19 protein-coding genes and 3 pseudogenes are annotated in these 24,148 nt (G+C 61.7%); 10 read left to right on the plus strand and 12 right to left on the minus strand.

Annotation, left to right across the window (positions count from 1 at the left end; all coding sequences use genetic code 11):
* Positions 1-8 precede the first annotated feature (8 nt).
* Both BCCGELA001_RS19295 and BCCGELA001_RS19300 read right to left on the minus strand, forming a co-directional pair.
* Complete coding sequence (locus BCCGELA001_RS19295) at positions 9-881, minus strand: alpha/beta fold hydrolase (RefSeq protein ID WP_008559519.1); 873 nt, start codon at positions 879-881, stop codon at positions 9-11.
* Positions 882-889: 8 nt separating this feature from the next.
* A complete protein-coding gene (locus tag BCCGELA001_RS19300) occupies positions 890-3,397 on the minus strand; it encodes an alpha/beta hydrolase (protein ID WP_060736062.1) in 2,508 nt (835 codons plus the stop codon).
* A gap of 127 nt (positions 3,398-3,524) precedes the next feature.
* Here BCCGELA001_RS19300 and BCCGELA001_RS19305 point away from each other — a divergent pair, with 127 nt between their 5' ends.
* The 5 genes from BCCGELA001_RS19305 to BCCGELA001_RS19325 all read left to right on the plus strand — a co-directional run bounded on the left by BCCGELA001_RS19305 (position 3,525) and on the right by BCCGELA001_RS19325 (position 6,914).
* Positions 3,525-4,451, plus strand: coding sequence for an alpha/beta fold hydrolase (locus tag BCCGELA001_RS19305; RefSeq protein WP_008559527.1), 927 nt, complete (start codon positions 3,525-3,527; stop codon positions 4,449-4,451).
* 116 nt (positions 4,452-4,567) lie between these two features.
* A complete protein-coding gene (locus BCCGELA001_RS19310; RefSeq protein WP_236840717.1) occupies positions 4,568-5,050 on the plus strand; it encodes a hypothetical protein in 483 nt (160 codons plus the stop codon).
* A gap of 90 nt (positions 5,051-5,140) precedes the next feature.
* Positions 5,141-5,788, plus strand: a complete 648-nt coding sequence (locus BCCGELA001_RS19315; protein ID WP_060736063.1) for a CoA transferase subunit A — start codon at positions 5,141-5,143, stop codon at positions 5,786-5,788.
* 4 nt (positions 5,789-5,792) lie between these two features.
* Positions 5,793-6,443: a 3-oxoacid CoA-transferase subunit B gene (locus tag BCCGELA001_RS19320; protein ID WP_008559533.1), complete on the plus strand. Its 651-nt coding sequence runs from the start codon at positions 5,793-5,795 to the stop codon at positions 6,441-6,443.
* Positions 6,444-6,455: 12 nt separating this feature from the next.
* Positions 6,456-6,914: a MaoC family dehydratase gene (locus tag BCCGELA001_RS19325; RefSeq protein WP_008559535.1), complete on the plus strand. Its 459-nt coding sequence runs from the start codon at positions 6,456-6,458 to the stop codon at positions 6,912-6,914.
* Between the two features lie 8 nt (positions 6,915-6,922).
* Here BCCGELA001_RS19325 and fabI read toward each other — a convergent pair whose 3' ends face one another.
* From fabI to BCCGELA001_RS19350, 5 genes and pseudogenes are all read right to left on the minus strand, one after another.
* Entirely contained in the window at positions 6,923-7,711 is a 789-nt protein-coding gene (gene fabI / locus BCCGELA001_RS19330) for an enoyl-ACP reductase FabI (RefSeq protein WP_008559536.1), read from the minus strand.
* A pseudogene (locus tag BCCGELA001_RS19335) lies at positions 7,708-8,923 on the minus strand (acetate/propionate family kinase). The gene fabI and the pseudogene BCCGELA001_RS19335 overlap by 4 nt, the downstream one beginning before the upstream one ends.
* 5 nt (positions 8,924-8,928) lie before the next feature.
* Positions 8,929-9,891, minus strand: coding sequence for a phosphate acetyltransferase (locus tag BCCGELA001_RS19340; protein WP_060737732.1), 963 nt, complete (start codon positions 9,889-9,891; stop codon positions 8,929-8,931).
* A 29-nt stretch (positions 9,892-9,920) separates the two neighbouring features.
* Positions 9,921-12,146: a DUF3141 domain-containing protein gene (locus BCCGELA001_RS19345; protein WP_060736065.1), complete on the minus strand. Its 2,226-nt coding sequence runs from the start codon at positions 12,144-12,146 to the stop codon at positions 9,921-9,923.
* Between the two features lie 63 nt (positions 12,147-12,209).
* Positions 12,210-13,311: pseudogene (locus tag BCCGELA001_RS19350) on the minus strand (AI-2E family transporter).
* Between the two features lie 99 nt (positions 13,312-13,410).
* On the opposite strand from BCCGELA001_RS19350, the gene BCCGELA001_RS19355 reads away from it, so the two are divergent.
* Positions 13,411-13,962, plus strand: a complete 552-nt coding sequence (locus BCCGELA001_RS19355) for a GNAT family N-acetyltransferase (RefSeq protein ID WP_008559568.1) — start codon at positions 13,411-13,413, stop codon at positions 13,960-13,962.
* A gap of 1,285 nt (positions 13,963-15,247) precedes the next feature.
* Here BCCGELA001_RS19355 and BCCGELA001_RS19360 read toward each other — a convergent pair.
* From BCCGELA001_RS19360 to BCCGELA001_RS19380, 5 genes and pseudogenes are all read right to left on the minus strand, one after another.
* On the minus strand, positions 15,248-15,697 hold the full coding sequence (locus tag BCCGELA001_RS19360) for a cupin domain-containing protein (RefSeq protein WP_060736066.1): 450 nt from the start codon (positions 15,695-15,697) through the stop codon (positions 15,248-15,250).
* Positions 15,698-15,718: 21 nt separating this feature from the next.
* Positions 15,719-16,142 (minus strand): annotated as a pseudogene (locus BCCGELA001_RS19365) (OsmC family protein).
* Between the two features lie 108 nt (positions 16,143-16,250).
* Entirely contained in the window at positions 16,251-17,099 is an 849-nt protein-coding gene (locus tag BCCGELA001_RS19370) for an enoyl-CoA hydratase/isomerase family protein (protein ID WP_008559571.1), read from the minus strand.
* Positions 17,100-17,159: 60 nt separating this feature from the next.
* On the minus strand, positions 17,160-18,473 hold the full coding sequence (locus tag BCCGELA001_RS19375) for an epoxide hydrolase family protein (protein WP_008559572.1): 1,314 nt from the start codon (positions 18,471-18,473) through the stop codon (positions 17,160-17,162).
* A 252-nt stretch (positions 18,474-18,725) separates the two neighbouring features.
* A complete protein-coding gene (locus BCCGELA001_RS19380; RefSeq protein ID WP_060736067.1) occupies positions 18,726-19,424 on the minus strand; it encodes a VOC family protein in 699 nt (232 codons plus the stop codon).
* A gap of 982 nt (positions 19,425-20,406) precedes the next feature.
* Between BCCGELA001_RS19380 and BCCGELA001_RS19385 the strand changes: the two genes are divergently transcribed.
* From BCCGELA001_RS19385 to BCCGELA001_RS19400, 4 genes are all read left to right on the plus strand, one after another.
* Complete coding sequence (locus tag BCCGELA001_RS19385; RefSeq protein ID WP_060736068.1) at positions 20,407-21,108, plus strand: type 1 glutamine amidotransferase domain-containing protein; 702 nt, start codon at positions 20,407-20,409, stop codon at positions 21,106-21,108.
* Positions 21,109-21,251: 143 nt separating this feature from the next.
* Positions 21,252-22,208: an alpha/beta fold hydrolase gene (locus BCCGELA001_RS19390; protein WP_060736069.1), complete on the plus strand. Its 957-nt coding sequence runs from the start codon at positions 21,252-21,254 to the stop codon at positions 22,206-22,208.
* A gap of 64 nt (positions 22,209-22,272) precedes the next feature.
* On the plus strand, positions 22,273-23,319 hold the full coding sequence (locus BCCGELA001_RS19395) for an alpha/beta fold hydrolase (RefSeq protein WP_008559588.1): 1,047 nt from the start codon (positions 22,273-22,275) through the stop codon (positions 23,317-23,319).
* Between the two features lie 104 nt (positions 23,320-23,423).
* A complete protein-coding gene (locus BCCGELA001_RS19400) occupies positions 23,424-24,143 on the plus strand; it encodes a hypothetical protein (protein WP_008559589.1) in 720 nt (239 codons plus the stop codon).
* Positions 24,144-24,148: the final 5 nt, after the last annotated feature.

Raw genomic sequence — 24,148 nt, forward strand, 5'->3', positions numbered from 1 at the left:
CATTGCTCCTACCGGTTGGTCGCGGGAAGTCCTCCAAACCATGCGCCGAAATAACCCGCATAGAGCGCGGGCCGCTCCAGGTTCATCGAGTGCCCCACGCCGGGCACGATCACGAGACGGCAATCCGGCATCGCGTCGGCCATAACGCGAAGATCGGCCGGTGGAATCCAGCCATCCCATTCACCCCACAGCACAAGGTGCGGGTGCCGCAGCTCCGCCATGCGACGCTCCAGCTCGCGGCTTTCCTTTTCCCGCGTCAGGTTGACAGGGGTCCCGATCCAGATCCCCTCCGAGACACCAAAGGTCTGATCGATGATGCGGTCAAACAATGCCTGAATGTCACCCAGCCCCTCGCGGAAGCGCGGGACGGCATTGGGAGCCATGCTCTCGGGCACGAACAGCGATGATGCCGCAGTCGCCATGATCGACCGCGTCAGATCTTTGCTCGTCATCATGGAGCGGAACAGGCCAATCTGATCATTGTTGAACGTCATCCCGAGCGGCGTGACCGGATCCAGCGCGAACACACGGCCGAAGCGCTGCGGTTGCTTCAGGAGCATGCGCGCGGCGATGATGCCGCCCGTCGAATGCGTCGCGAGATGACAGTAGCTAACCTCGAGACTATCCATCGCCGCCAGCATGTCCTCGGCATGCTGCTGCATCGAGTAGTTGGAATAATCCGCGACCGGCCTTGGCCGATCGCTGTCGCCGCAACCGCGCCAATCGATCGCGATTACGCGCAGGCCCGTCGGAAACAAGGGCGCGGCCAACTCGATCCAATCTTTGCTGGCGAGATTGCCGTGGATGAAGACGACAGTGACGTCGCCTCGTCCCCATTCCCGCCAGCCAAGCTGAACCTCGCCTGCCTGCACCCTCGCCATGCGCAGTCCTATTTGTTCAAGCCGGCCGTGGGCGCCGCGCCCGGAGGCGTAGGCGCGACCGGCAGCGCCGAGACCACGGCTCCCTTGATCATGCGATCGATGCCGAGGGGCGAGGACGTATCGACGCTGCCCTTGCCAACGAAGTCCACGACATCGACTGAGTACTCGACGGGATTGTCGGTGTGGATGAAATGTCCCGTCTCCGGATAGATCTTCAGGATCGGCCGGTTGCCCGCGTTGGTCATGCGCGTCATGAACGGCGAGATGACGTCGCGGCCGAGATCCGTCAGCCCGTTGAACGCTGGCGTCGGGATGTACGGCTCCTTGTCACCGAAGGCGATGAAGATCGGCGTCTTGATTTCGGTAAGGCGTTCATAGAGGTTCTTGGGATCGTCCTGCTGAACCTCGGCTCCAATGGTGTGGATGTCATAGATGAAGACGTTGCACCATTGCTCGAGCTCCTTCGGGTTGCCCTTGGTCATCCCGACGCGTTGCTCGGTATGGAAGCGGGCATACTCGCTGTCGTTGAAGAAGTAGCCGCTCTTGGCCGCTGACACTGCACCCGTATTGGGATCTCTCTTCTTGAAGTAGAAGAAGTCGCGGATGTTCTGCTCGTCGCGCGCCTTCTCCGCGGCGAGAATGCCGGTCTGGTCCCACGCCGCTTTCCACTTGTCGAAGTCGCGGTCGAAGGCCGGATCGAACAGCTTGACCTTCTTGTCCTTTGAAATCGCGATCTCGCGTGGATATTCCTCGAGGCCCGAGGGCGCTTCCAGCGCCAGTCCCTGCACCGCGTCCGGCCAGGTCAGCGCATAGCCCATCACGAACTGGCCGCCGAGCGAATGGCCGTGATAATAAGCCTTCTTGACACCGAGTTGGTTGACCACGACATCGTAGATGACCTCCCGCATGTCCTGCATGCTCCGCGCCGGGTTCTTGTCGAGATTGCCGGGTCCGGACATGCCGTAATGCGGCAGGTCGGGCACGATCACGCGCAATCCGCTTCGCAGCGCATATTGCATGATGTTGCCGTAGTGGCCGCCGAACGCGCCCTTGCCATGGATGATGACGAGCACCTTCGGATTCCTATCGGTGCCGTTGTACTCGTCCATGTAACCGATCTGCCATGAGTTGCCGCTCTTGTCCTTGGCATTGGCGAACTTGATCGGATAGGGATACGTCACGAAGTCCTTCCAGAAGGACTTTTGAGGGTCGATCTTTTCGGCAACCCCGGGGACGCGATAGTTCTTGTCAACGAATTTCTGCGCGCGATCGAGGCTGGCGATGTCGTCCATGAAGGCGACGAATTTCGGATCGTTCTTGCGCTGGTTGATGATCGGGAACACGCCATAATGGGCGACCGGGCTCTCCTGCGCGATGAGGTCCGCGCCGGGTACACGGTCGACGGCCTTCTGCGCCAGCTTGAAGTTGAGCCACAGGTCGTTCGTGATGTGCATCACCAGCGTGCGCGCCTGGATCCGGCCGAGATAGGGATTGATGTTGTGCGTCTCGCCGACCCGGTTGCGCCAGACCAGATCTACCGCATCGTATAGCTTGGCGCGGTTGATGACGTTCAGGGCTGCCTTTTCATTCGGCGGATCCCAATAGAAGATTTCGGGTTGAACTGCGCCCCAGTTCTGTCCGGTGCGGAAGGCAAAGTCGTAGCCGGTCATGCCAAGGATTGACCAGCCGAACGCCACCCCCGGCATGGGATGTTTCTCTTTGGGCAGCTTGTAATAGTCGCCCATGGTCTGTTGCCATACCGGATCGGATTCGATCGCGGCCGTCATCATCTGGAACGTCCAGTTGCCGACGGGATCCTCGCCGTCCGACTGCGTAGTGCCGCCGATCGGCATCAGGCCGCCGATATATTCCGGGTGCATGACGCCCCAGACATAGGTCTGCGTGCCGCCCATGGAGACGCCGGTGACCAGCGCGACGCGGGCGACCTTCAACTCGTCGCGAAGCAGGCGGTAATTCGCCTGCACCATGTCGTAATAGCTGTACTGCGGAAACTTGACGCCGAGGCCGTCGGAAGGCTTGCTGGCCCCCCAGGTGCCGAGCGGATCAACCATGATGACGTAGTAACGGTCGGTGTCGATCGGGCGGCCCGGGCCAATGATCGGCACTCCACCGGATAAGGCAGCCCCCTTGACCCACTGCTCGTACATATCAGTGGAATCGCCGGAATAGTAGGAATTGATCACGACGGCATTGGTGATCTCGCCAGCAGCATTACGGCGGGCATTGCCGGTCGCGATATAAGCGGTCCGCAGCTTGCCGGCGCCGAGTGACTCCAGCGTGACGCCGCCCTCGCCGCCGTTTTCCCACTTCGATGGATCGGACAGGTCGTACTTGCCGCCAAGGCGGAAGTCGGCAATCTCGTAGGTCTTCTTCAGCCCGTCATGCTGCATTTGCGATGAGCGACGGGTATAGGGTTGTGCGACTGCGAGAGTAGTGCCGACCAGAAATACGATCAAGCTGACGAAGCCGCGTTTCAGGAAATCGGTCGCGCTCATGACGGATTCCTCCCTAGGCAATTTTGGAAAGGCTAGGAAGCGGCGCCAGGGAAGCTTTGATTTAGCTCAACGGAATCCGCTCGCGACGATCGAGGATCACGCGTATCGATGTCGGTAATTTTTTGCGATGCCATTTCTCAGTCACGGCTCGTATCGGATACGCTATGAGCTCGACGGACCGGCGGGCGCACCTGCCTATGTGCTCGTGAACGGATTGACCCAATATTCCGAGCTCTGGGGTGCCTATCGCGAGGCGCTGCTGGCGCGCGGCTTTCGAGTTGCGACGTTCGACCTGCTTGGCCAAGGGGCGTCCGACAAGCCCAAGCTGTTCATCAGCCAAGACGATCAGGTCAAAGCGCTGAGCCTCATAATTGAAGAGCTTGGCGAGGGCCCAGTGTTCCTGGGCGGTATCAGCTTTGGCGGCCTGATCGCGCTTCGCTATGCCATTGAGCACGGGCAGCGACTGTCCGGACTAGTGCCGATGAGCTGCTTCGCCGAGCTCACGCCGCAGCTCTTGCTGCTGGGCAACGCTCTGCGAACCGGCCTGATCCTGGGAGGAACGGGGTATCTCCAGGATCTGCTGCTGCCGATGAACCTGTCGGACCAGTGGCTGCTGCCATTGCTCGACAAGCTCGACGAGGTCAAGCGCCAGGGTTGGCTAGTGAACGACGTCTACGCCCTCCAGAATCTGATGGAGTCATTTCTAGACTTCCAACCGCTTACGCCCCGGCTTTCGGCGATCTCAGTCCCGACCATGATCCTCAATGGCGAGTTCGATTTCCTGACCCCGCGTCATCTGCACGAGACTTTGCGCGTCGAAATACCAAACAGCTCGCTGGTCATCATCCCGAAGGCGTATCATGCCTTCACGCTGGAGAAAGGCGCGTTGACGGCCGACCTTCTCGCGCGCTTTGCCGAGGACGTACGGGCCAATCGCTGGCAAGGCAATCAAAGCGTTCGGATCGCACCCGAGGAGCCCGGCGGCGAGTTGACGCCGTTTCCTGCCGGTTATGATCATTTGCGTGCCATCCCGGTCAAGCGAGACCTGCCATGAGCCGATTTCTAGGTCCGCTTGACCCCCACGGCCGCGTTCCGCCGGGTCAGCAAACGCGGATCGCAGCTTTCCTCGTCTCGGCACATGGCGCCCTCGCCCGGCTGTTCGCCTGCACATTGTCGGCGAGCTTCGACGCGGCGTGGCAGACCGAACTGAACGCGCAGTTCTACCGCGAGACTGAGATCGTCTCGCTGCTGATGCGCGCAACGTCCTGGATGCCGGATTTGGCGCTGGGATACATGCTCGTGTCCTGGGAGACCGCCTGGCTGCCGGCGCCGATCGAAGGGATTGCAGATCCCCGCCTTGCTCCAGCGGTTCATCTTGCAACGCTTGCCCATGCCGTACATGCCGGCATCCGGCCGGCTGCACTGCTTCCGATCGAGGCCAATGCTCAGGACCGCTTCGTCATGGCGCTCCGACGAATCGAGGTAGAGAGCGGCCGGCTGCTGCTGGCCCAGACGCTGTTCCTCAAGGGCACGGAGCTTGTCGCGTATCGGGACGCGGTAAGTGCCGCGCTCGAGCAGCGTCACGCCGGCGTTCGCAAGCTTTGGCACGAACTACAAACGAGCATCGGTATCGATGCCTCCAGAACAGAATGACCGGAAGTTTTGACGCAGATCAAAGGAGGAGGTCCGTCGACCGCCATCATCCGCCTGCTTTGATTGACGAAAAAACCCAGGGTCTGAATCATGAAGGCCGTTTCCGTGGAAGAAGCCGTTGCAATGATTCCGGCGGGCGCCAGTGTCATGGTGGGCGGCTTCATGGGTGTCGGAACGCCGGAGCGCCTGCTTGACGAGGTTGTGCGGCAGAACAAGACAGGCTTGAACCTGATCTCGAACGACGCCGCGACCCCGGGCAAGGGCGTTGGCAAGCTGTTCGATCGGGCCTTGGTCTCAAAGTTGACTGCAACGCATATCGGTTTGAATCCGAAGGCTCAGCAGCAGATGCTGGCGAACCAGATCGCCGTCGATCTTGTTCCACAGGGCACCTTCGTGGAGCGCATCCGCGCCGGCGGATGCGGGCTTGGCGGCGTGCTGACGCCGACCGGTGTCGGGACGCTCGTCGCCGAGGGCAAGCGTCAGATCGAAGTCGACGGCAAGCCCTTTCTACTGGAAACGGCGCTGCGCGCCCAGTTCGCCCTCGTTCACGCCTTTCTTGCCGACTATCTCGGCAACCTCGCCTACGCTCTCACCTCTCGAAATTTCAATCCGGTGATGGCGATGGCTGCCGATACCGTCATCGTGACCGCCGAGCATATCGTTCCCGTTGGCGTGATCGCGCCGGACCACGTCGTCACTCCCGCGCCGCTCGTCGACTACCTCATCACCAACGGGTGACATCATGGATCCCCAGATCATCATCGCCCGGCGCGTCGCCAAGGAGCTCAAGAGCGGCAATCTAGTCAATCTCGGCATCGGCATCCCGACGCTCGTGGCTAACTACGTCCCGTCCGATCTGAAGGTGTTTTTCCAGTCGGAGAATGGGTTGATCGGTACGGGACCAATCCCAGAGCAGGGCATGGCTCATCCGACCCTCACCGATGCCGGGGGACGCCCTATCAGCGCGCTGCCGGGCGCCTCGACCTTCGACAGCGCGATGTCGTTCGGACTGATCCGTGGCGGCCATGTCGATGTCACCGTGCTCGGCGGGCTCCAGGTCGACGCACACGGCCATCTCGCCAACTGGATGATCCCGGGCAAGATGGTGCCGGGCATGGGCGGCGCTATGGATCTCGTCAGTGGCGCCAAACGCGTGATCGTCGCCATGCAGCACGCAGGGAAGGGCAAATCGAAGATCGTCGCAAAGTGCTCATTGCCGCTGACCTCAGCCCGCCCTGTCAATCTGGTCGTGACGGACCTCGCCGTGATCGGCTTCCCCGAGGGGAAGGCAACGCTGCTGGAAACCGCGCCCGGCCTGAGTGTCGGCGAGATCCTCGCGCTGACCGATGCCGAGCTCGTACTTCCCGACAACATCCAGGAAATGAAGCTCTGAGCAGGTCGACCCATGCGCATATTCAGCGACTTCAGCGAGTTCAAATCGGCAGTCGGTACCGAGATCGGTGCCAGCGACTGGATCGAGATCACGCAAGACCGCATCAATCAGTTCGCCGAAGCGACTTGTGACGAGCAATGGATCCATATCGATCAAGAGCGCGCCAAGCAGGAGATGCCCGGCGGCAAGACCATTGCGCATGGTCTGCTGTCACTGGCGTTGGCCCCCATGTTCATCCGCTCGGTCATCGGTCTTAAAGGCCTGCGCAATACGCTCAATTACGGCGCGGACCGCATCCGATATCTCGCGCCGGTGCCAGCAGGATCGAAACTGCGTGGGCGGGTTACGATCGCCGAGACCGAGGATGTTCCGCCGGAAGGGCTTCGCGTCAACTATCACCTGGTGATCGAAATCGAGGGCGGCAAGAAGCCGGCCTGCATCGCCGAATTGATCGCGCTGCACTATCGCTGAGCTGGAGCTCAGTCGATGATGTGATAGCCGCCGTCGATGTAGAGCACGCCGCCGGTGATCAGCTTGGCGCCGTCGAGCGCCAGGAACGCGGTTGCATTGCCCACATCGTCGATGCTGACGAGACTGCGTGCGGGCGCCTTGGATTGCGCCTTGTCCATGAGTTCGTCGAACTCGGGAATGCCTGACGCCGCGCGCGTAGCAAGAGGTCCCGGCGAGATCGCATGGACCCGGATGCCCTTCGGGCCCAACTCGGCGGCGGCGTAACGGACGGAGGCTTCCAGGGCGGCCTTCGCGACACCCATGATGTTGTAGTTCTCCACCACCATCTGGCTGCCGTAGTAGGTCATCGTGAACATCGTGCCGCCGTTCTTCATCAGGGGCTCGGCAAGATGCGCCATCCGCAGAAATGACCAGCAGGAGACATCCATGGTCTTCAGGAAGCCTTCCCGACCGACATCGACGACGCGGCCGTGCAATGCTTCCTTCGGCGAAAAGGCGATCGAGTGAAGCAGGAAATCGAGCTCGCCCCATTCCGACTTGATGCTTTCGAAGACCGCCTCGGTCTGCCCTTCAGCCATGACGTCGAGCGGCATGAAGATCGGCGCCTCCAATGCCTGCGCGAGCGGCTCGACATGCTTCTTGGCCCGGTCGTTCAGATAGGTGACGGCGAGATCGGCGCCCAGGGCGCGGAACGCCCTGGCGCAACCCCAGGCAATCGACTGGTCGTTGGCGATGCCGACGACGAGGCCCTTCTTTCCCTTCAGGGCGACCTTGCTGTCCGGAAATACTGGGATCATGACACCCTCTCATGTCTGACGTTGGACGATTGGCCATTTCAACAACAGCGACAACGTGTGCTGCGCGATCATCAGTTCCTCGTCTGTCGGCACGACGTAAACGGGGACGAGGCTCATCTTTGTCGAGATCAACCGCGCATGGCGCGCGTTTTCCGGGCCATCGAGCGTCACCCCGAGCCAGCCGAGCCGCTCCGCCACGCGTGCGCGGATGCCGCTCGAGTTCTCGCCGATGCCGGCGGTAAAGACGAAGGCATCGATGCCCTGGAGCGCGGCTGCCAGCATGCCGGTGTTGAGGCCGATGCGATAGGCGAAATAATCGACCGCAAGCTTTGCCTGCGGATCGGTGCTCGCTTCCAGCTCGCGCATGTCGTTGCTGATGCCGGAAAGACCTTTCAGACCGCATTCGCGATAAAGGAAATCCTGCACCTTCGACGCGCTCATGCCCTTCTCTGAGAGCAGATAGAGCACCACGCCCGGATCGAGTTGGCCCGGACGCGTGCCCATCGGCAGGCCATCGAGAGCGGTGAAGCCCATTGTGCTCTCTACGCTTAGTCCGTCCTTCATGGCGCACATCGATGCGCCGCTGCCAAGGTGAGCAACAATGACGCGGCGCTTCGCGATCTCCGGCGCGATCATGGTCAGCGTCCTGGAAATGTACTCATAAGACAGTCCGTGGAACCCGTAGCGGCGGACGCCTTCGGCATGAAGCTGATATGGGATGGCGTAATGATCGGCCATGGGGCCGTGCGTGCGATGAAACGCCGTATCGAAACAGGCCACCTGCGGCATCGTCGGAAAATTGGTCAGAATCGAGCGGATCGGCGCCAGATTGTGGGGTTGATGCAACGGCGCCAGCGCGATGAAACGCTCCAGTCGCGCCACGACGCCATGGTCGACGAGAACCGGCCGCTCGAAGTCCGGCCCGCCATGGACGACACGATGCCCGACCGCCAGCGGACTGATGCGAGCCTCATTCCGCAGCCATGTGCCTGCGACATCCATCGCTGCCGGAACGTCGGGGATAGCTTCGATTGGATAGGCCCGGTCCGCCATGGGATCGTTGCTTGCCCTGGTGGCCCGCAAGCGCGGGCGGCTGCCGATGCCGTCCACCTGTCCCTTGATCAGGCGGCGCAGGGTGCCCTCGCCCTCCACCGCGAACACCTGGAACTTGACGCTCGATGAACCCGCATTGACGACGAGGATGCTGTCCATGGCGGTCACGCGGCGACTGTCGGCGCCTTCTGGCGCCGCGCGTGAGCATAAAGCGCCGCGACCGCGCAAGATGCCATCCGCGCCCTCGGGCTGTCGGCACGCGATGTCAGGATAACAGGCACGCGCGCGCCGAGCACAATGCCGGCGCCGTCGGCTTTGGCGAAATAAGCGAGATTCTTGGCAAGCATGTTGCCGGATTCAAGGTCAGGCACGACCAGGATCTGTGCGCGTCCGGCAACCTCGGACCTAATGCCCTTGATACGCGCGGATTCCACGTCAATGGCATTGTCGAAAGCCAGCGGACCGTCGAGCACGCCGCCCGTGATCTGCCCGCGGTCGGCCATCTTGCACAACGCTGCAGCCTCGATTGTCGAAGGAATCTTGGACGTGACGGTCTCGACCGCGGACAAGATCGCGACGCGCGGGGACTTGCCGAACCCGGCCTGGTTGTAGAGATCGATTGCGTTCTGGATGATATCGCGCTTGGCATCTAGATCCGGAAAGATGTTGATGGCGGCATCGGTCACGAAAATCGTGTCGGCATAGGCCGGCACGTCCATGACGAAGACGTGGCTGATGCGCCGATCGGTCCGCAAGCCCCCCACCTTCGCCGTAACGGCGCGCATCAGCTCATCGGTGTGGAGGCTGCCCTTCATCAGCAGTTCGCCTTTGGCCGCATGGATCAGCTCGACACCTTTCGCTGCGGCGTCGTCGCTGTGCGCTGCGTCGATCAGATCGTAGCCGGAGATATCGAGACCGAACTTGGCAGCGGTGTCCCGGATCTTGCGCTCGGGCCCGACCAACACAGGCCGGATGATGCCGGCCAGTGCGCTGTCGACCGCGCCCCTCAGCGATGTCTCGTCGCAAGGATGCACCACGATGGTCGGCGCCGCGGGAATGGCCCTCGCCGCGGCAATAAGTCGATCGTACTTGCCGGGAGACTGCGTTGCGGTCGCATCTGCTGACATCATCTCAGTCCCGCTTCCTGCCGCCCTCGTCACGATGCCTTGGCCTTCGAATCGAAAGGGGCGACATTCGACTCTCTGTCGCCCTCCTCCACCGCATCGCCGAACATGCCGGCAATCTGCCTCAGGCGCTTCTCGCGCTCACCAGTGATGTCCTCGCTCGCAGACAGCACCCGGCGCATGGCCCTGAACGCTTCACGCCGAACGTTCAGATCGTCCGGCAGCATGTTCGGAATGGCCGCGAGCGCCGCGCCCTGATCCAGGAGCAGTATGAAGAATTGCTCCCGGACCAGCATCTTGAACTCGGGCAGCGTCATCCGTGCGCCGCCCTGCTCGTCGCGAATCTGACGCAGGGCCTCGATGCTTCGTTCGTCGACCATGCCGCGAGCTGATCCGATATAGAGCAAGGCGCGCAACGCCGCCTCCCGCAGCCCTCCATCCTCGATCCGCGACCTTAGCTCTGAAATCCGCTTCTCGAGCATCGCGCGGTGCTCCGGGGGCATCTCGCGCCGCGCCGAAGGTGTGGACTTGGGGTCGATCCCGACCGCCGCTTGCAGTGCCGGAGAGCCATAAATGCCGAGGAACAGCGCCTCGCTCATCGCTTCCTGCGAGTCCCGCCAGCTGTCGAGGGCATGCACGATCTGCTTCGACATCTGCTCCTGAAACGCCAGGAAAGGATTGTCCTGCGAGACTGGCTTGCGCTCTTCCGCGGCCTTCTCCGCCAGCGACTTCACCGTCGCCATATAGGGGTTTTCGCTGCTGAACAGCTCATATTGCAGCCGCAGCGGATGCATCTTGTGAGCCCATTCGGCCATTTGCGGCGTCGCCATAGCCTTGACCCATGGCTGAACTAATTTCTGATACGCGGTCAGATTGATCTCGGAAACCCGCTTGGCGGTGGCGAAGCGGCGCTCGTCTTCGGGCGAGTTGCCGCCCATGGCACGGATATCGTCGAGGGTCCGCGCCTCGCATCGCATCACCCAATGACCGACGACAAGGTCCGAGCTCGCGGTCTCCTCGCCCTTGGCCTCAAATGTGGCTTCGTAGAGGCCGGGTGGCAGGATGTCGATCAGGTCAATGTTACTCGAAAATTCCGCATGCTCTTTCTTCGCGACGCCACCGGACACGAAAATGCCGAGATGGCCGACGGTCTGGTGCACCGTGTAGACGATGGTCTGCCCGTAGGCCCTGATCTCATCGACGTCGGCATAGCATTCCGGAATCCAATGCAGCGCCTGCTGCGGTGGGGTAATGTTGTCGCCTTCGGAGCAAAACACGACGATTGGGGACCTGATGTTACGGAGGTCGACCTTTCGGCCATCCGACATCTCGATCTTGCCGGCAGCGAGATTGTTGCCGACGAACAGCTCATCGACGATGAACTGGATTTCCTCGGCATTGAGATTGACGTGGCCACCCCACCAGCGCTCGAACTCCAGATAGCGGTCCGCCTCGGTGTCGACCTTGGAATAGACGTTGTATTGCTTGGTCCAGAGCGTGTTGGACGGGTTCTGGTTCTCGAAGTTCTGGACAAGCCAGGCCCCGTCGAATTTGCCCGCGCCGAGATCGCTGGTCAGGGCGGTTAGCCAGCTACCGCCCAGGAGACCTCCGGAGTACCGCATCGGGTATTTTCCGTGCACACCGGCCCAATAGGCCAGGGGCGCCCCAGCGATGATGAGCGGCCCGAACAATTCGGGGCGGAGGGATGCCAGGATCATGACGGCCCATCCCGCCTGGCAATTGCCGATCACGCACGGTTTGCCGTCGGCATCCGGGTGAAGGCTGATCACCTTTTCGATAAAGATGGCTTCGGCTCGCGCGATGCGCTCGATCGTCTGGCCCGGCATCGGATCGGGCAAAAAGCCGATGAAATAGCAGGGATGACCGGCTTTCATCGCGACCCCGATCTCGCTGTCGGCCTTGAATCCTCCGATTCCGGGGCCGTGGCCCGCCCGTGGATCGACCACGACGAAGGGCCGCCGGTTCTTGTCGATCTCGACGCCCTCGGGAGGAACAATGCGCACCAGCGCGTAATTGACGGGCTCGGCGAGTTTGCGGCCATCGATGACTAATTCGGCGGCATATTGCAGCACATGCGGCGCGGTCTGCGCGACATGCTCGCGATATTGGTCGCCACGCTTGCGCATGATGTCGAGGAACAGCACATTGCGCTGTCCGGCATCGACCATGTATTCCACGGCGGACGCAACCAGGCCCGACATGGGACCATCCGGCAGTTTCGCACTTTCCATTGTCATGACCGACCTCGCCGCAGTGCACGATCATTCAACGAGCCCGGCGATCGGCAATGTTGATTTAGGTCAACGGTCGATGGCGACGTGTGGCACCTCGACAGGGCGCTCGATGCGGATCCAGGCTGCCACGAGCGCCCAAGCCACGGCGAGAATGATCGGTCCAATGAAGAGGCCGATGATCCCATGGGCGATCGTTCCGCCGACCACTCCGACGAGTATGACCAGCGTCGGCGTCGTCAGTCCGCGCCCCATCACCAGCGGTTTCAGGATGTTATCGAGCAAACCGACGATAACGAAGAAGATCGTGAACAGCAGCGCCGGCATAACGTCCTTGCTCATCCAGATCCAGATCACGACGGGGAGGAATGGCCGCGCCGATCTGCACGATCGAGAGCAGCATCACGATAATCGCGAGCAGCCCCGCGCTCGGGATCGCGGCGAGCTTGCACCCGACGCCAGCCAACAGGGCCTGGATGATCGCAACACCGATCACGCCTTGCGACACCGCGCGGATGGTCGCGCCGGAGAGCTCCAGGAAATGCTCGCTTTGGCTCGGCACAATCCGGAACAAAAGCCACGATCGCGCCGGCAAGCTGCGGGCCATGGGAAGCAGGAAGCCGGCCACTAGCACCGACAGCAGGAATTGCAGCGTGCCAACCCCTGCGCTGCCGGCAAGGGACAACAGGACGCCCGCAACCGGTTTCAGATAGGGCGTGATTTCGCGCAGCACGGCCCGAACGTTGGTGTAGGCGAGATTCCAGAGGTCATGAAGCTGCGGGCCGATCAACGGCCACCCCTTGATCTGCTCAGGCGCGGCTGGAAGCGCGACGTCACCGATGCCGATCTGGCTGCTAATGTCCTTGATCCCCTCGACGGCGTTGATGCCGAGCAAGGCCGCGGGACCGATGACAATTCCGAGCATGGTCAATGTCAGGATGCTCGCCGCCGTCCTCGGGCGGCCGCCGAGGCGCCTCGCCAGCCAACTGAAAGCGGGATAAAACGCCACCGCAAGCACCGCGCTCCAGGTCAGGATCGGCACGAATGGCTTGATGATGAAGAAGGTCCACAGAATCAATAGCGCCAGCAGTCCAAGCCTGATCACGAGTTGCACGACGTCGTCGCTGAGGAAAAGGTGACGAAGCGTTTCCAAGGTGTGGGGCCCGATCATGTGGGGTGACGCCATCCTGGACTTGAGGCCGCCCCTGGTCCGCGAGCTTGATGCAGATCAAACGGGCGGGCGGGCGGGCACGGCTTCATCGCAGATGGCATGCAGATGCCTCCTATCGATGGTGATGACCAAGCCATGCTAGACGCAGCAAACTATGCCCGCGACGAAACCCTGCGCGACGGGACGAGGACCGTCATCCGCTCGCTTCGGCCGGACGATGAGACCGGCATGCTGGCCGCGTTAGAGCAGGCGAGCAAGCAATCGCTACAGCGCCGTTTCTTCGCGCCGAAGCGGCACTTTTCAGATCGCGAGCGGTCATTCTTCATGAATGCGGATTTCAAAAACCACGTGGCGCTTGTCGCATGCACCAAGGACGCAGACATGATCATCGGCGGCGGCCGCTATATCGTATTTGAGGCCAGCCGGGCTGAGCTGGCCTTCTTTGTGGTCGACGCATGGCAGGGACGTGGCCTTGGCGGGTTGTTGACCAGTCATTTGATCGGCATCGCTCGCGCCGCCAGATTGTCCCAGCTCCGCGCAGAAGTCTTACCGGAGAATGTCGCTATGTCTAACGTTCTCAAGGAACATGGTTTTGGTACCACCGCCGGACCTGGCGCCGACGTAGCTCATTGGGTATTGGACCTGACCTAATCCCGGTCACTCACTATGGTCGGCTCTGCTGCCAAGCGCCCACAAGCACTCCGTCCTTTGGTACAAGTAGCCTGACGGCAGCCGCACAGCATACACTCTCCCCAATCTTTAAAAACACTGCAGGTGCAAGTCGAGGCGGGACCCAAGGAGTTTCCTGTGGCTAAGACAAATGCGACACCCAAGCCCGAGCCTGAGGTCGTTAGTTCGCGTGGTGTCGCCTCCAGCACTCAAAACATGACGAACAGAGACGACCTGCGATCGATCGAGATCTGCGACGTTGCGGCGTTCGACGTCATTTCCTGGCTTAATAGTCGCAGTAACTCTCTGCCTTTGAAGAATTGACAAGCGGGCCGTTGCTCGCGCTCGAAACCGGAGCGCGAAGGGTTCGAGGGTGCCCGCTGTCTCTATTTGGCGAGGGGGAAGGGAGTAACGGCCGCGGTCCGAATGACTTGATTCCTCAAACGGACTACTGAAGCAGGGGATAACGCGGGGCGGCTCTGGACCGAGATGGTAGGCGCGCGCATGAGTCACCGCTTCACTGTCCGCCAGCCCTAATCCGAGACCAGAACGAGCCCAGTCGGTGACTGGTTATCCCCTACGTACGTCCGCTTCTGGCCGGCCCATTGCGGAATCGAACAGAGCCATTTGCCATGTCGGCTATCGGGTGCGGAGTAGATATGTCCAGCCCGCTCTAAGTTATGCGAGCAGCCAGACCAGCGTCCGCATCACAGCAGCAGTCCTACAACTCACACCGAGACCCAGCTGCGAATTAAAGAACGCGAGGTCCCTGCCAGCTTCCGCCCGGTGACAGAGCTCGTAGCTTGTCACCGTAGCTACTGCGCGCGGCTCCTAGGTCGCCCTCCGAAAATTGTAGACGGTTCAATCCCTTGATTGTCGTCGTTTGGAGGAGTGGATATCCGCCCCTTTTCGGGCTTCCCCTTGGGTTGCAAGTCTGGAGCCCGCCGGATCGCCTAGCCACCACACCAAAAATTGGAAAGAATAATCGCTTGATGAACCGGATTGCTGACCTGAGGGCTTGTCAGCGCAAAACTTCACGTAACAGAACTCGACTCCGCGGGAACAAGCGTGCAAGCTCGCGTTCAAGAGGTTGTCTCGCTTCGGGCCGAAAAGCCTGCGGACCAGATTGGGGACGGCAGGTAGGCGGGATGCTGTCGCACGCTTCAGAAGGCCGCCAACAAGGCTTTACAGCACCACCCATCCTCCGCGGCCACCGTCAAAGAACTTCTCCGTGAGAAACAAAGCCTCCATTTATATGCGCGAGATCCTACGGCATCGTGGCATGCAGGCGCGGGTCATCATTATCGTCGTGATACTCCAGGCCCAAGGGGCCGATGGCGGAAACCTGCGTGACGTATTCGCCCGACTTGGCCCAATGAAAATGCCAGGTCTCGCCGGGCAGCACCACGACGCTACCAGGCGGATAGGCCTTCACCTTGTCGCCATCGAAACTCTCGCCAAGCCCGATGTAGAATACACCTGACATGACCGTGTAGATGCGGTCTTCCGGATGCTTGTGCGGCATCAGCTTGGTGCCACCGGGGACCTTCACCCGAACCAAGTAGGGTCCGGGTTCACTGGGGTGACCGACCATCACGGCGAGCTTCGCGCCTGGTGGAAACGCGGGGAACGGCTGCCATGCGATATCCTCGGGAAGGATCGCCCGAAACTTCTCTTCATCAGGCTGATGTTGGCGAGGCAGATCTTGACGGGTCACGGCAACACTCCCTGTGCTCGGTTAGGTCAGCTTGGCGTCGAGCGCGATGGCGGCGTTGAGCACCTTCGAGACCGGACAATTCTTCTCGGCCTCACCAGCGATGCGGGCGAAGTCGGCCTCGCCGAGGTTCGGCACTTTCGCGCGCAGCGTCAGGGCCGACTTGCTGATCTTAAAGCCTTTGCCTTCGGGCTCGAGCGTGACGGCCGCTCTCGGTCGAGAGCTCGTCCGGCGTGAAGCCAGCAAGCTGAAGGCCAAACGCCAGCGCCATCGTGAAGCAGCCGGCATGTGCCGCAGCGATCAACTCCTCGGGGTTGGTACCCTTCTCGTTCTCGAAGCGCGTCTTGAATGAATAAGGCGTCGCGGCGAGCACGCCGGATTCGCTCGATAGCTGACCGGTGCCATCGCGGCCAGTTCCCTTCCAGACTGCTGTTGCCTTGCGGATCATCTCAGTTCTCCATGTTTGATTTCGACACCGGCGCTAGGTACCGAAAGAAAGCGACATTGGCGCGACCGCCTGTGCCCCTTTCCAACCGGTTGCGCCGCACCGTTTCCGTTAGCCACCGATCTGCCCGACGTGGAAGCCCAGCCGGTTCTCGACATCGCCGGCGCGGTGGAAGCCGCGCGCCATCAGCTCCTTGATGCGGGTCTGGCTGGCGGGACGGCCGAGTGCGGCCAGGAACGCGTCCCACTCCGGCTTGATCTCGTCATCAGGCGGCAGGCTCGCGACGTCGACAAGACGCTTCGTCTCCGCGATGGCCTCCTTGTCGAACGACGCAATGCGCATGGCGAGCGCCTCCACAAAGCCGTCGAGCTCGGCATCCGGAAACGACCGGTTCACGTAGCCGTAGCGTTCGGCGAGATCGCCTCGGATGTCATCGGCACCGATCAACACTTCGAGCGCGCGTCCGCGGCCCATCAGGCGCGGCAATCGCGCCATCGGCCCGCCGCCGGGCACGAGGCCCGCCCCGACTTCCCATTGCGATAGAATCGTCTTCTCGCGGCTGGCAAAGCGCATATCGCTCGCCAGCGCGAGCTCACTGCCAACACCCGTCGCACGGCCGCGGATCGAGGCAATCGACACGACCGGCGCGCGGCTGAGACGCACCAGCATATCCGGCAGCGCTTGGAGCCCGGTCGCCCCAGGCGGGATGCTCAGGGACTCCTCAAGCGGAGCGAGGAAGTCGTAATGCGTGATGAAGAAGCCTTCGACCGCGCTGTCGAACACCACGACCTTCACGTCGGGATCCGTTTCGATCGCCGTGACGATGTCACCCAGCAGCGGAAGCTGTTTTGGGCCAAAGATGTTGACCGGCGGCATGTCGAATGTGACACGCCAGTAAGTCGGCAGGCGGCGTTCAAGGCGAATTTGGTCGGTCGTGAACGTACGTTCGGGGCGGCTCATGATCGGACTCCTGATGCTTGAAGGAACAGGGACGTGCTGAAGCGATCGTCTCCTCTAGGTTCAGATCGATTGGCGCAGCGGCCGGAACGCGGTACGCACTTCCGCAGAGAACAGTGCTGGCTGCTCCCACGCCGCAAAGTGGCCACCCTTGTCCAGCCGGTTGTAGTGCAACAACTTCGGATATGCTTTTTCGGCCCAGCTTCGCGGCGCGGCGTAGATTTCGTCGGGAAACACGCTGACAGCGACCGGGATCTTGATGTGCTTGGGCTCGAAGAACACGAGCTTGTTCTCCCAGTACAGCCGCGCGGACGACACCGCGGTATTGGTGAGCCAGTAGAGCGTGATGTTATCGATCACGTCGTCTCGCGACAGCCCTTCCGTCTTGCCGTCGAACACCCGAGCGATCATCGCAGCGCTGCGTGCATCATGGTCGAGCATCCAGGACGCGAGCCCCGCCGGCGAATCCACGAGGCCATAGAGCGTCTGGGGCCGGTTGGACATCTCAATCGCGTAGCCGAGGCCGTGCTTGTAGAAATCGTCAAGCTGGTCGAAGGCGGTGCGCTCGTCCGCCGAGAGGCCTGACGGACCCGACCCGCTGGGCTGGAGCGCCTTGGCGATATCGTCGGGGACGGTAGCCGGCATGTTGGTGTGAATGCCGAGCAGCTCCGGCGGCGCGATCACCGCCATCTGCTCGGTAACGGCATTGCCCCAATCACCGCCTTGCGCGACATAGCGGCTGTATCCGAGCCGCTTCATCAGCACGATCCAGGCACGCGCGATACGCTGCGGATCCCAGCCCAATGCCCTCGGCTTGCCGGAGAAGCCATGGCCGGGGAGCGAGGGGATCACGAGATCGAACGCATCCGTCGCCTTAGCTCCGTGGGCGGTGGGATCGGTCAGCGGGCCGATGATCTTCAGCTGCTCGATGATCGAGCCGGGCCAACCATGCGTGACGATCATCGGCAGCGCGTTCTCATGCCGTGAACGGACATGAATGAAGTGGATGTCGACGCCATCGATCTCGGTGACGAATTGCGGAAGCGCATTCAGCCGCGCTTCCATCTTGCGCCAGTCGTAGTCGTGCTGCCAGTAGTGGACGAGCTGCTGCACCGTCGCCAGCTGCACACCCTGCGACTGATCCGCGACAATCTCGCGATCCGGCCATCGCGTCGCGGCGAGGCGGCGACGGAGGTCGAGCAGATCCTGCTCGGGCACGTTCACGTTGAACGGGCGGATCGCGCCGGTGGCAGTGGCTTTTGCGCCGCGCAGCGGCAGCAAGTTCGCGACGCTCGCCGCAACGGCGGTCATCGCGGCCTGGCTCAGCAGTTGACGCCGGTCCGGGTTGAGGATGCCGGTTTGTGCTTGCGTGGTCATTGTGGATCTCCTCTGCTTTTTGTCGGTGACACCGCCGGCTTCGAAATCAACGTGCTGGGGTTCGTCATGCGCAGAGATTGGCGCAGGTGCCGACCATTTGCTCGTTATGGGTTGTTAGGCTGCGTTAGCAGTTGCGGGTCTGAGCGATGAGGAAGAGTGCGGCAAACGATGACATTTCACGAGATACGATGCGACACGGCGCGCGATGACCGAGTCTTCGCGCGCCGTCTCGACCCAAGTCTGGAGATGTACTCAGGACGGCAGAGGCTGGCCGGCCTGCTCGCGGACAATGTAGTCGGCGTACCAATCGGCCCAGTTCTCGTCATGTCCGCCGATCCGCTTCTCGTGCTCACCATGTGCCGCCGCCGCGCGCCGCACTGCGGCTGCGAGTTCTGTCTGCGAAGCGAAGTTCGTGCCCCCGCCCGTGATGCGTCCGGGCAGCCGCGCAGTGACCTCTTGGAAAAACCAGCCATTGCCGTCGGGATCGCTGAACGCGGCAAACGAACCATAGCTGCCGCGCTTGGGGTCAACGCCGCTGACCCGAACGGTGCCCGAAAGATACGGCTCGTCGGGCCCGGCATGAACGTCGCCGCCACCATGGAATGGTTCGCTCACCGTTATGCCACGATCGACCAGTTCTTTTCGTGCAGCCTCCAAATCGGAGACGATCAGGTACAGACCTCGAGCCGAACCGGGCGCTGCGGCCGTCACATTCCTGCCGAAGATCACCGAGCAGGCGGAGCCCGGGGGCGTGTATTGGACGACGCGCCAGTCGTCGCCGGAGGCAAAATCCGCGTCCAATCGCCAGCCGAGGCGCGAGTAGAATTCCTTGGCGCGATCGACATCCGCCACAGGGATGACGACGACTTCGAACTTCATATCATTGCTGCGCGATGGTGGAGGACTATTCGAAGATTTGGCGGCCTTGCGGTCAATTTCTGTACTGGCCATCTTGAACTCCCTGATGTGAGACGCGGGTTCGGACCGATCCCGCCGTTTGCAGGATCAACCTTGCGCGGACCGGGGACCGTTGGAAGTTATGAGATGTTATGGCTCGCCGCCGATCGCGTTGAGGCGATCTTCAGCGACCGCAGGCAACCAGCCGACGCGCGCGCATTGCTTGCCCCTCGTAGAGCGCTACCAAGAGGATCGCAGACCCCGCGACCCGGTCGCTGCAAGGGGACTGCTGGATGCCTTGATTTGAGAGCATCTTGAACGGGATATCACGATCCTGCACACTCCCGACGCATAACAGCTATTAACAGGCCAGGCCGCACTTCCCCGCCATTGATGTTGGCGCTTCAAGGCGGATCAGGCGGAACATGGCCCTTCTTGACGATGTGAACGAGGCCGGCGGCGGTTGGCCCACTGAAATAACTTGAGGCCGTTCATGCCCACCTTTTCCTCGGCGGAACTTCGTTCTCCAGCAGGGGGAGCCCGGGTGTTTCAGGATGTAACCGCGGCAGGTTCAACCCTGACACAGTTGATCCGCTTTACGGGTATCAGCCGTGAAAAAGCCTTTTGCGCCTAATGCGATCACGGCTGCGGACGCAGTTCCCCTCAGCTGATCAAGTTGGCATCCGAGCAGATCTCAACACTTTGCAGAGGCGGACCGATCACGATCTCTTCCGAATGAAGGTCGCTAACTTCGCATCGGCCCATGACAACCTCGGTGGCATCTGACGGGAGGGGTGATCGCAAAGCACTTGTTGGTGGAGTCTAAGTCTTCGACGCCTTCTTCGTGGAGCGCCTGGAGACTTCCGAGAGTTGGATAACATTCTCTCCCAACGCCTAACACTACATAACGAGCTAATAGGCCCGCTTCAGTCCAGATTGCACTCACGAGCGGCGGACGACGTCACGTGCTCGAAGGAGAGTTAGATCGACGCCCCTCGCGCGTCATCCAGCACATGCAATCAAGGGAACCCGTGTCTTGAAAATTTTGATGGTCATTACCTCGCACGACCGACTCGGCAACACCGGACGCAAAACGGGCTTTTGGCTCGAAGAGCTTGCGGCCCCCTATTTCGTCTTCAAGGATGCGGGCGCGGAAATCACGCTCGCCTCGCCGAAGGGCGGCCGTCCGCCCTTGGACCCCAAGAGCAACGAACCCGAATTCCGCACTGACCTCACGCTGCGCTTTGAAGCGGATGCCGCCGCGCAAACCCAGCTGAACGAGACGGTTCGCCTCGACAGCCTCAAGCAGGAGGATTTCGACACGGTCTTCTATCCCGGTGGTCATGGCCCCATGTGGGACCTGGCCGAGGATAAGGTTTCGGTCAACCTGATCGAATCCTTCCTCGCCGCCGGCAAGACCATTGCCGTGGTGTGCCATTCGACCGGGGCGCTGCGTCACGTCAAGACGCCCGATGGCAAGCCTCTTGTTCAGGGCAAGGAAGTCACCGGCTTCACCAACGGCGAGGAAGAGGCCGTCGGCCTCACCAAGGTGGTGCCGTTCCTGGTCGAGGACGAGATGCTCAAGCTCGGGGCCGTCTTTTCGAAGACCGCAAATTGGGGCGTGCACGTCGTCAGCGATGGTCCGCTCATCTCCGGGCAGAACCCGCATTCGTCGGGCGCGGCCGCGGAGACGCTGCTCGCCAGCCTGAAGGGCAAGCCGCTGGCGCGCGCTTCGTAGATTCGGACACGCTTTCACCTGAGAGGCGCTCGTGATTGCGCCTTTCAGTGCAGCTTACGAACGTTGTCTGCCGTGCGGCAGCTGCCGCCCGTGAAGGCGCCGGATCGGATGATCTGACAGCGGCCTAAAACAGGAGCGATCACATGAACTTCCCAGCCACCGTAGCCCTCTCGGCCGCCCTGGCCTGCACGACAATGCAGGCGTCGGCGGAAACTTTACCGTCGAGCCGACGCTCGATCAGCTATCACAGCGTCGATATCCAAGGTCTCAAGATCTTCTATCGTGAGGCCGGACCCGCCGACGCCCCCACCGTGATCCTGCTTCACGGCTTCCCGTCCTCGTCGAGGATGTGGGAGCCGCTGCTGCCCCTGCTCGCGGACAAGTATCACCTGATCGCGCCGGACTATCCCGGTTTCGGCAACAGCAGCGCACCGACGCCGTCCGATTTCAATTATACATTTGACAATATCGCCAGCGTGATGGGCGATCTTACGAATAAGCTTGGCTTCACCAGCTACGTCCTACTGATGCAAGACTACGGCGGCCCTGTTGGCTTCCGCATGGCACTCGCGCATCCCGAGCGCGTTCGCGGCATCATCGTTCAGAACGCTGTTTCGCATGAGCAGGGACTGGGTCCACTCTGGGCGGCACGGCGGAAGTATTGGGCCGACCCAACGCACGAGCTCGAGGCACTCAAGGCCAACTTCACCTCCTTGGAGGCGACACGCCAACGGCACCTCGGCACCAGCCCGCATCCGGAGCGATACGCCCCTGATACATGGACGGATGAGTACGCGTTTTTGACGCGTCCTGGGCAGCCCGAGATTCAAACCACCCTGTTCCTGGATTACCGCACCAATGTCGCGTCGTATCCGAAGTGGCAGGCGTGGCTGCGCAGGATGCGTCCGCCAACGCTGGTGGTCTGGGGCAAATACGATCCATCCTTCGCCGTCGCCGGCGCTGCAGCCTACCGCGACGATGTGCCCGCCGCCGAGGTTCACCTCCTGGAGGCCGGCCATTTCGCACTGGACGAGGCGACAGACGAGATCGCCTCGCTCGTCCGTGGCTTCCTTGCTCGGATCGACGGGCACACACGCTGAACGGCGACAGAGCGGCGCCCGTCCGCACACCCCCCACCGCACGACGGCAAAAGGAGCAAAACACATGTCCGACAACATCAATCGTGAACGCCGCCGTTTCTTCGGAGGCGCCGCCATGACCCTTGCGGCAGCCCAGCTTCCGTTGAGTGCGAGGGCCGCGGCCAAGCCGGCGAAGTCTGCCGGGCCGTCTGTCAAGACCGGGTCCAACACCTCGTTTGCGCCCCTAAAGCAGATCGAGGCCGGCCTGCTCAGCATCGGGTATGCCGAGGCTGGCCCGGCCGATGGTCAGCCCGTGATCCTGCTGCACGGCTGGCCCTACGATATCTACGCTTTCGTCGATGTTGCCCCGCTGCTCGCTGCTGCCGGGCACCGCGTGATCGTTCCCTACCTGCGTGGCTACGGCACCACGCGCTTCTTGGCGGAGGCGACGGTGCGGAACGGGCAGCCGTCAGCCATCGCGGCCGACATCGTTGCGCTGATGGACGCGCTCAAAATCGACAAGGCGACCATTGCCGGCTTCGACTGGGGTGCGCGCACAGCCAACATCATCGCCGCCTTGTGGCCGGAGCGGGTCAAGGCGATGGTCTCCGTGAGCGGGTATCTGATCGGCAGCCAGCAGGCCGGCAAGATGCCGCTGCCTCCCAAGGCCGAGCTGCAATGGTGGTATCAGTTCTATTTCGCAACGGAGCGCGGCCGCGAAGGGTACGACAAGTATCGCCACGATTTCTCCAAGCTGATCTGGCAACTCGCATCGCCCCAGTGGCACTTCGACGATGCCACCTTCGAGCGCAGCGCCCAGGCCTTCGACAATCCGGATCATGTGGCGATCGTGATTCACAATTACCGCTGGCGGCTCGGTCTTGCCGATGGCGAGGCGAAATACAACGCGTACGAGGCGCGACTGGCGCAGGCGCCCGTGATCGCCGTACCCACCATCACCATGGAGGGCGACGCCAACGGCGCGCCGCATCCGGAGCCGTCGGCCTACGCCAAAAAGTTCTCCGGACGCTATTCGCACCGGACCATCAAGGGTGGTATCGGGCACAATCTGCCGCAGGAGGCGCCGAAGGCCTTTGCCGATGCGGTGCTGGACATCATGGCGGAAGCCTAGGCGCCGCGCTTCGACAACGGCACTTAACAACGCTTAACGGGCGGGCTGGTGCGCGCCGGGCTATCTCCATTCGGCAACACCGCGGATGTGAGAGGGAGAGTCGGATGATTCCGCTGCTGGCGAATGCGATCGAGGCCCATGGCGGCCTCGATCGATGGAATGCCCACAGTCTTCTCACCGCCACGATCGTGACGGGCGGCGATTTCTGGGCCTTGAAGGGTCTCGACCAGGACCAGGCGCCGCGAACGATGCGCATCGAGCTGCATCGCGAGCGCGCGTCGGTCGAGCCATTCGGCAAGCCCGGTCAGCGCACCGACTTCAGCCCGGAACGGATCGCCATTGTCGCTGCGGGAGGACGAATCGTGGCAGAGCGCAACAACCCGCGCGCTGCGTTCGCGGGACACGACATGCGGACGCACTGGGATCCGCTGCATCGCGCCTATTTCAACGGCTACGCGCTCTGGACCTACATGACCGCGCCTTTTCTGCTCGCGATGGACGGATTCGAGGTGCGCGAGATCGAACCGTGGCGCGAGGGCCCTGAAGTCTGGCGCGGATTGCGAGCCACTTTTCCGGCGGCTATCGCCAGCCATAGCGACGAGCAGGACTTCTATTTCGGTCCTGATATGCTGATCCGTCGGCATGACTACCGAGTCGAGATCGCCGGCAATTTCCCGGCGGCTCATTACGTATCGGATCCCGTCAGCATCGACGGCATCATGATCCCGACCCGGCGGCGCGCCTATCTGCGCGGCGAGGATTTGGCGCCGATGCGCGACGAGCTGATGGTGTCCATCGACCTCTCGGAATTGCGATTTGACTGAGCGTT

The organism is Bradyrhizobium sp. CCGE-LA001 (assembly GCF_000296215.2).
Lineage (GTDB): Bacteria > Pseudomonadota > Alphaproteobacteria > Rhizobiales > Xanthobacteraceae > Bradyrhizobium.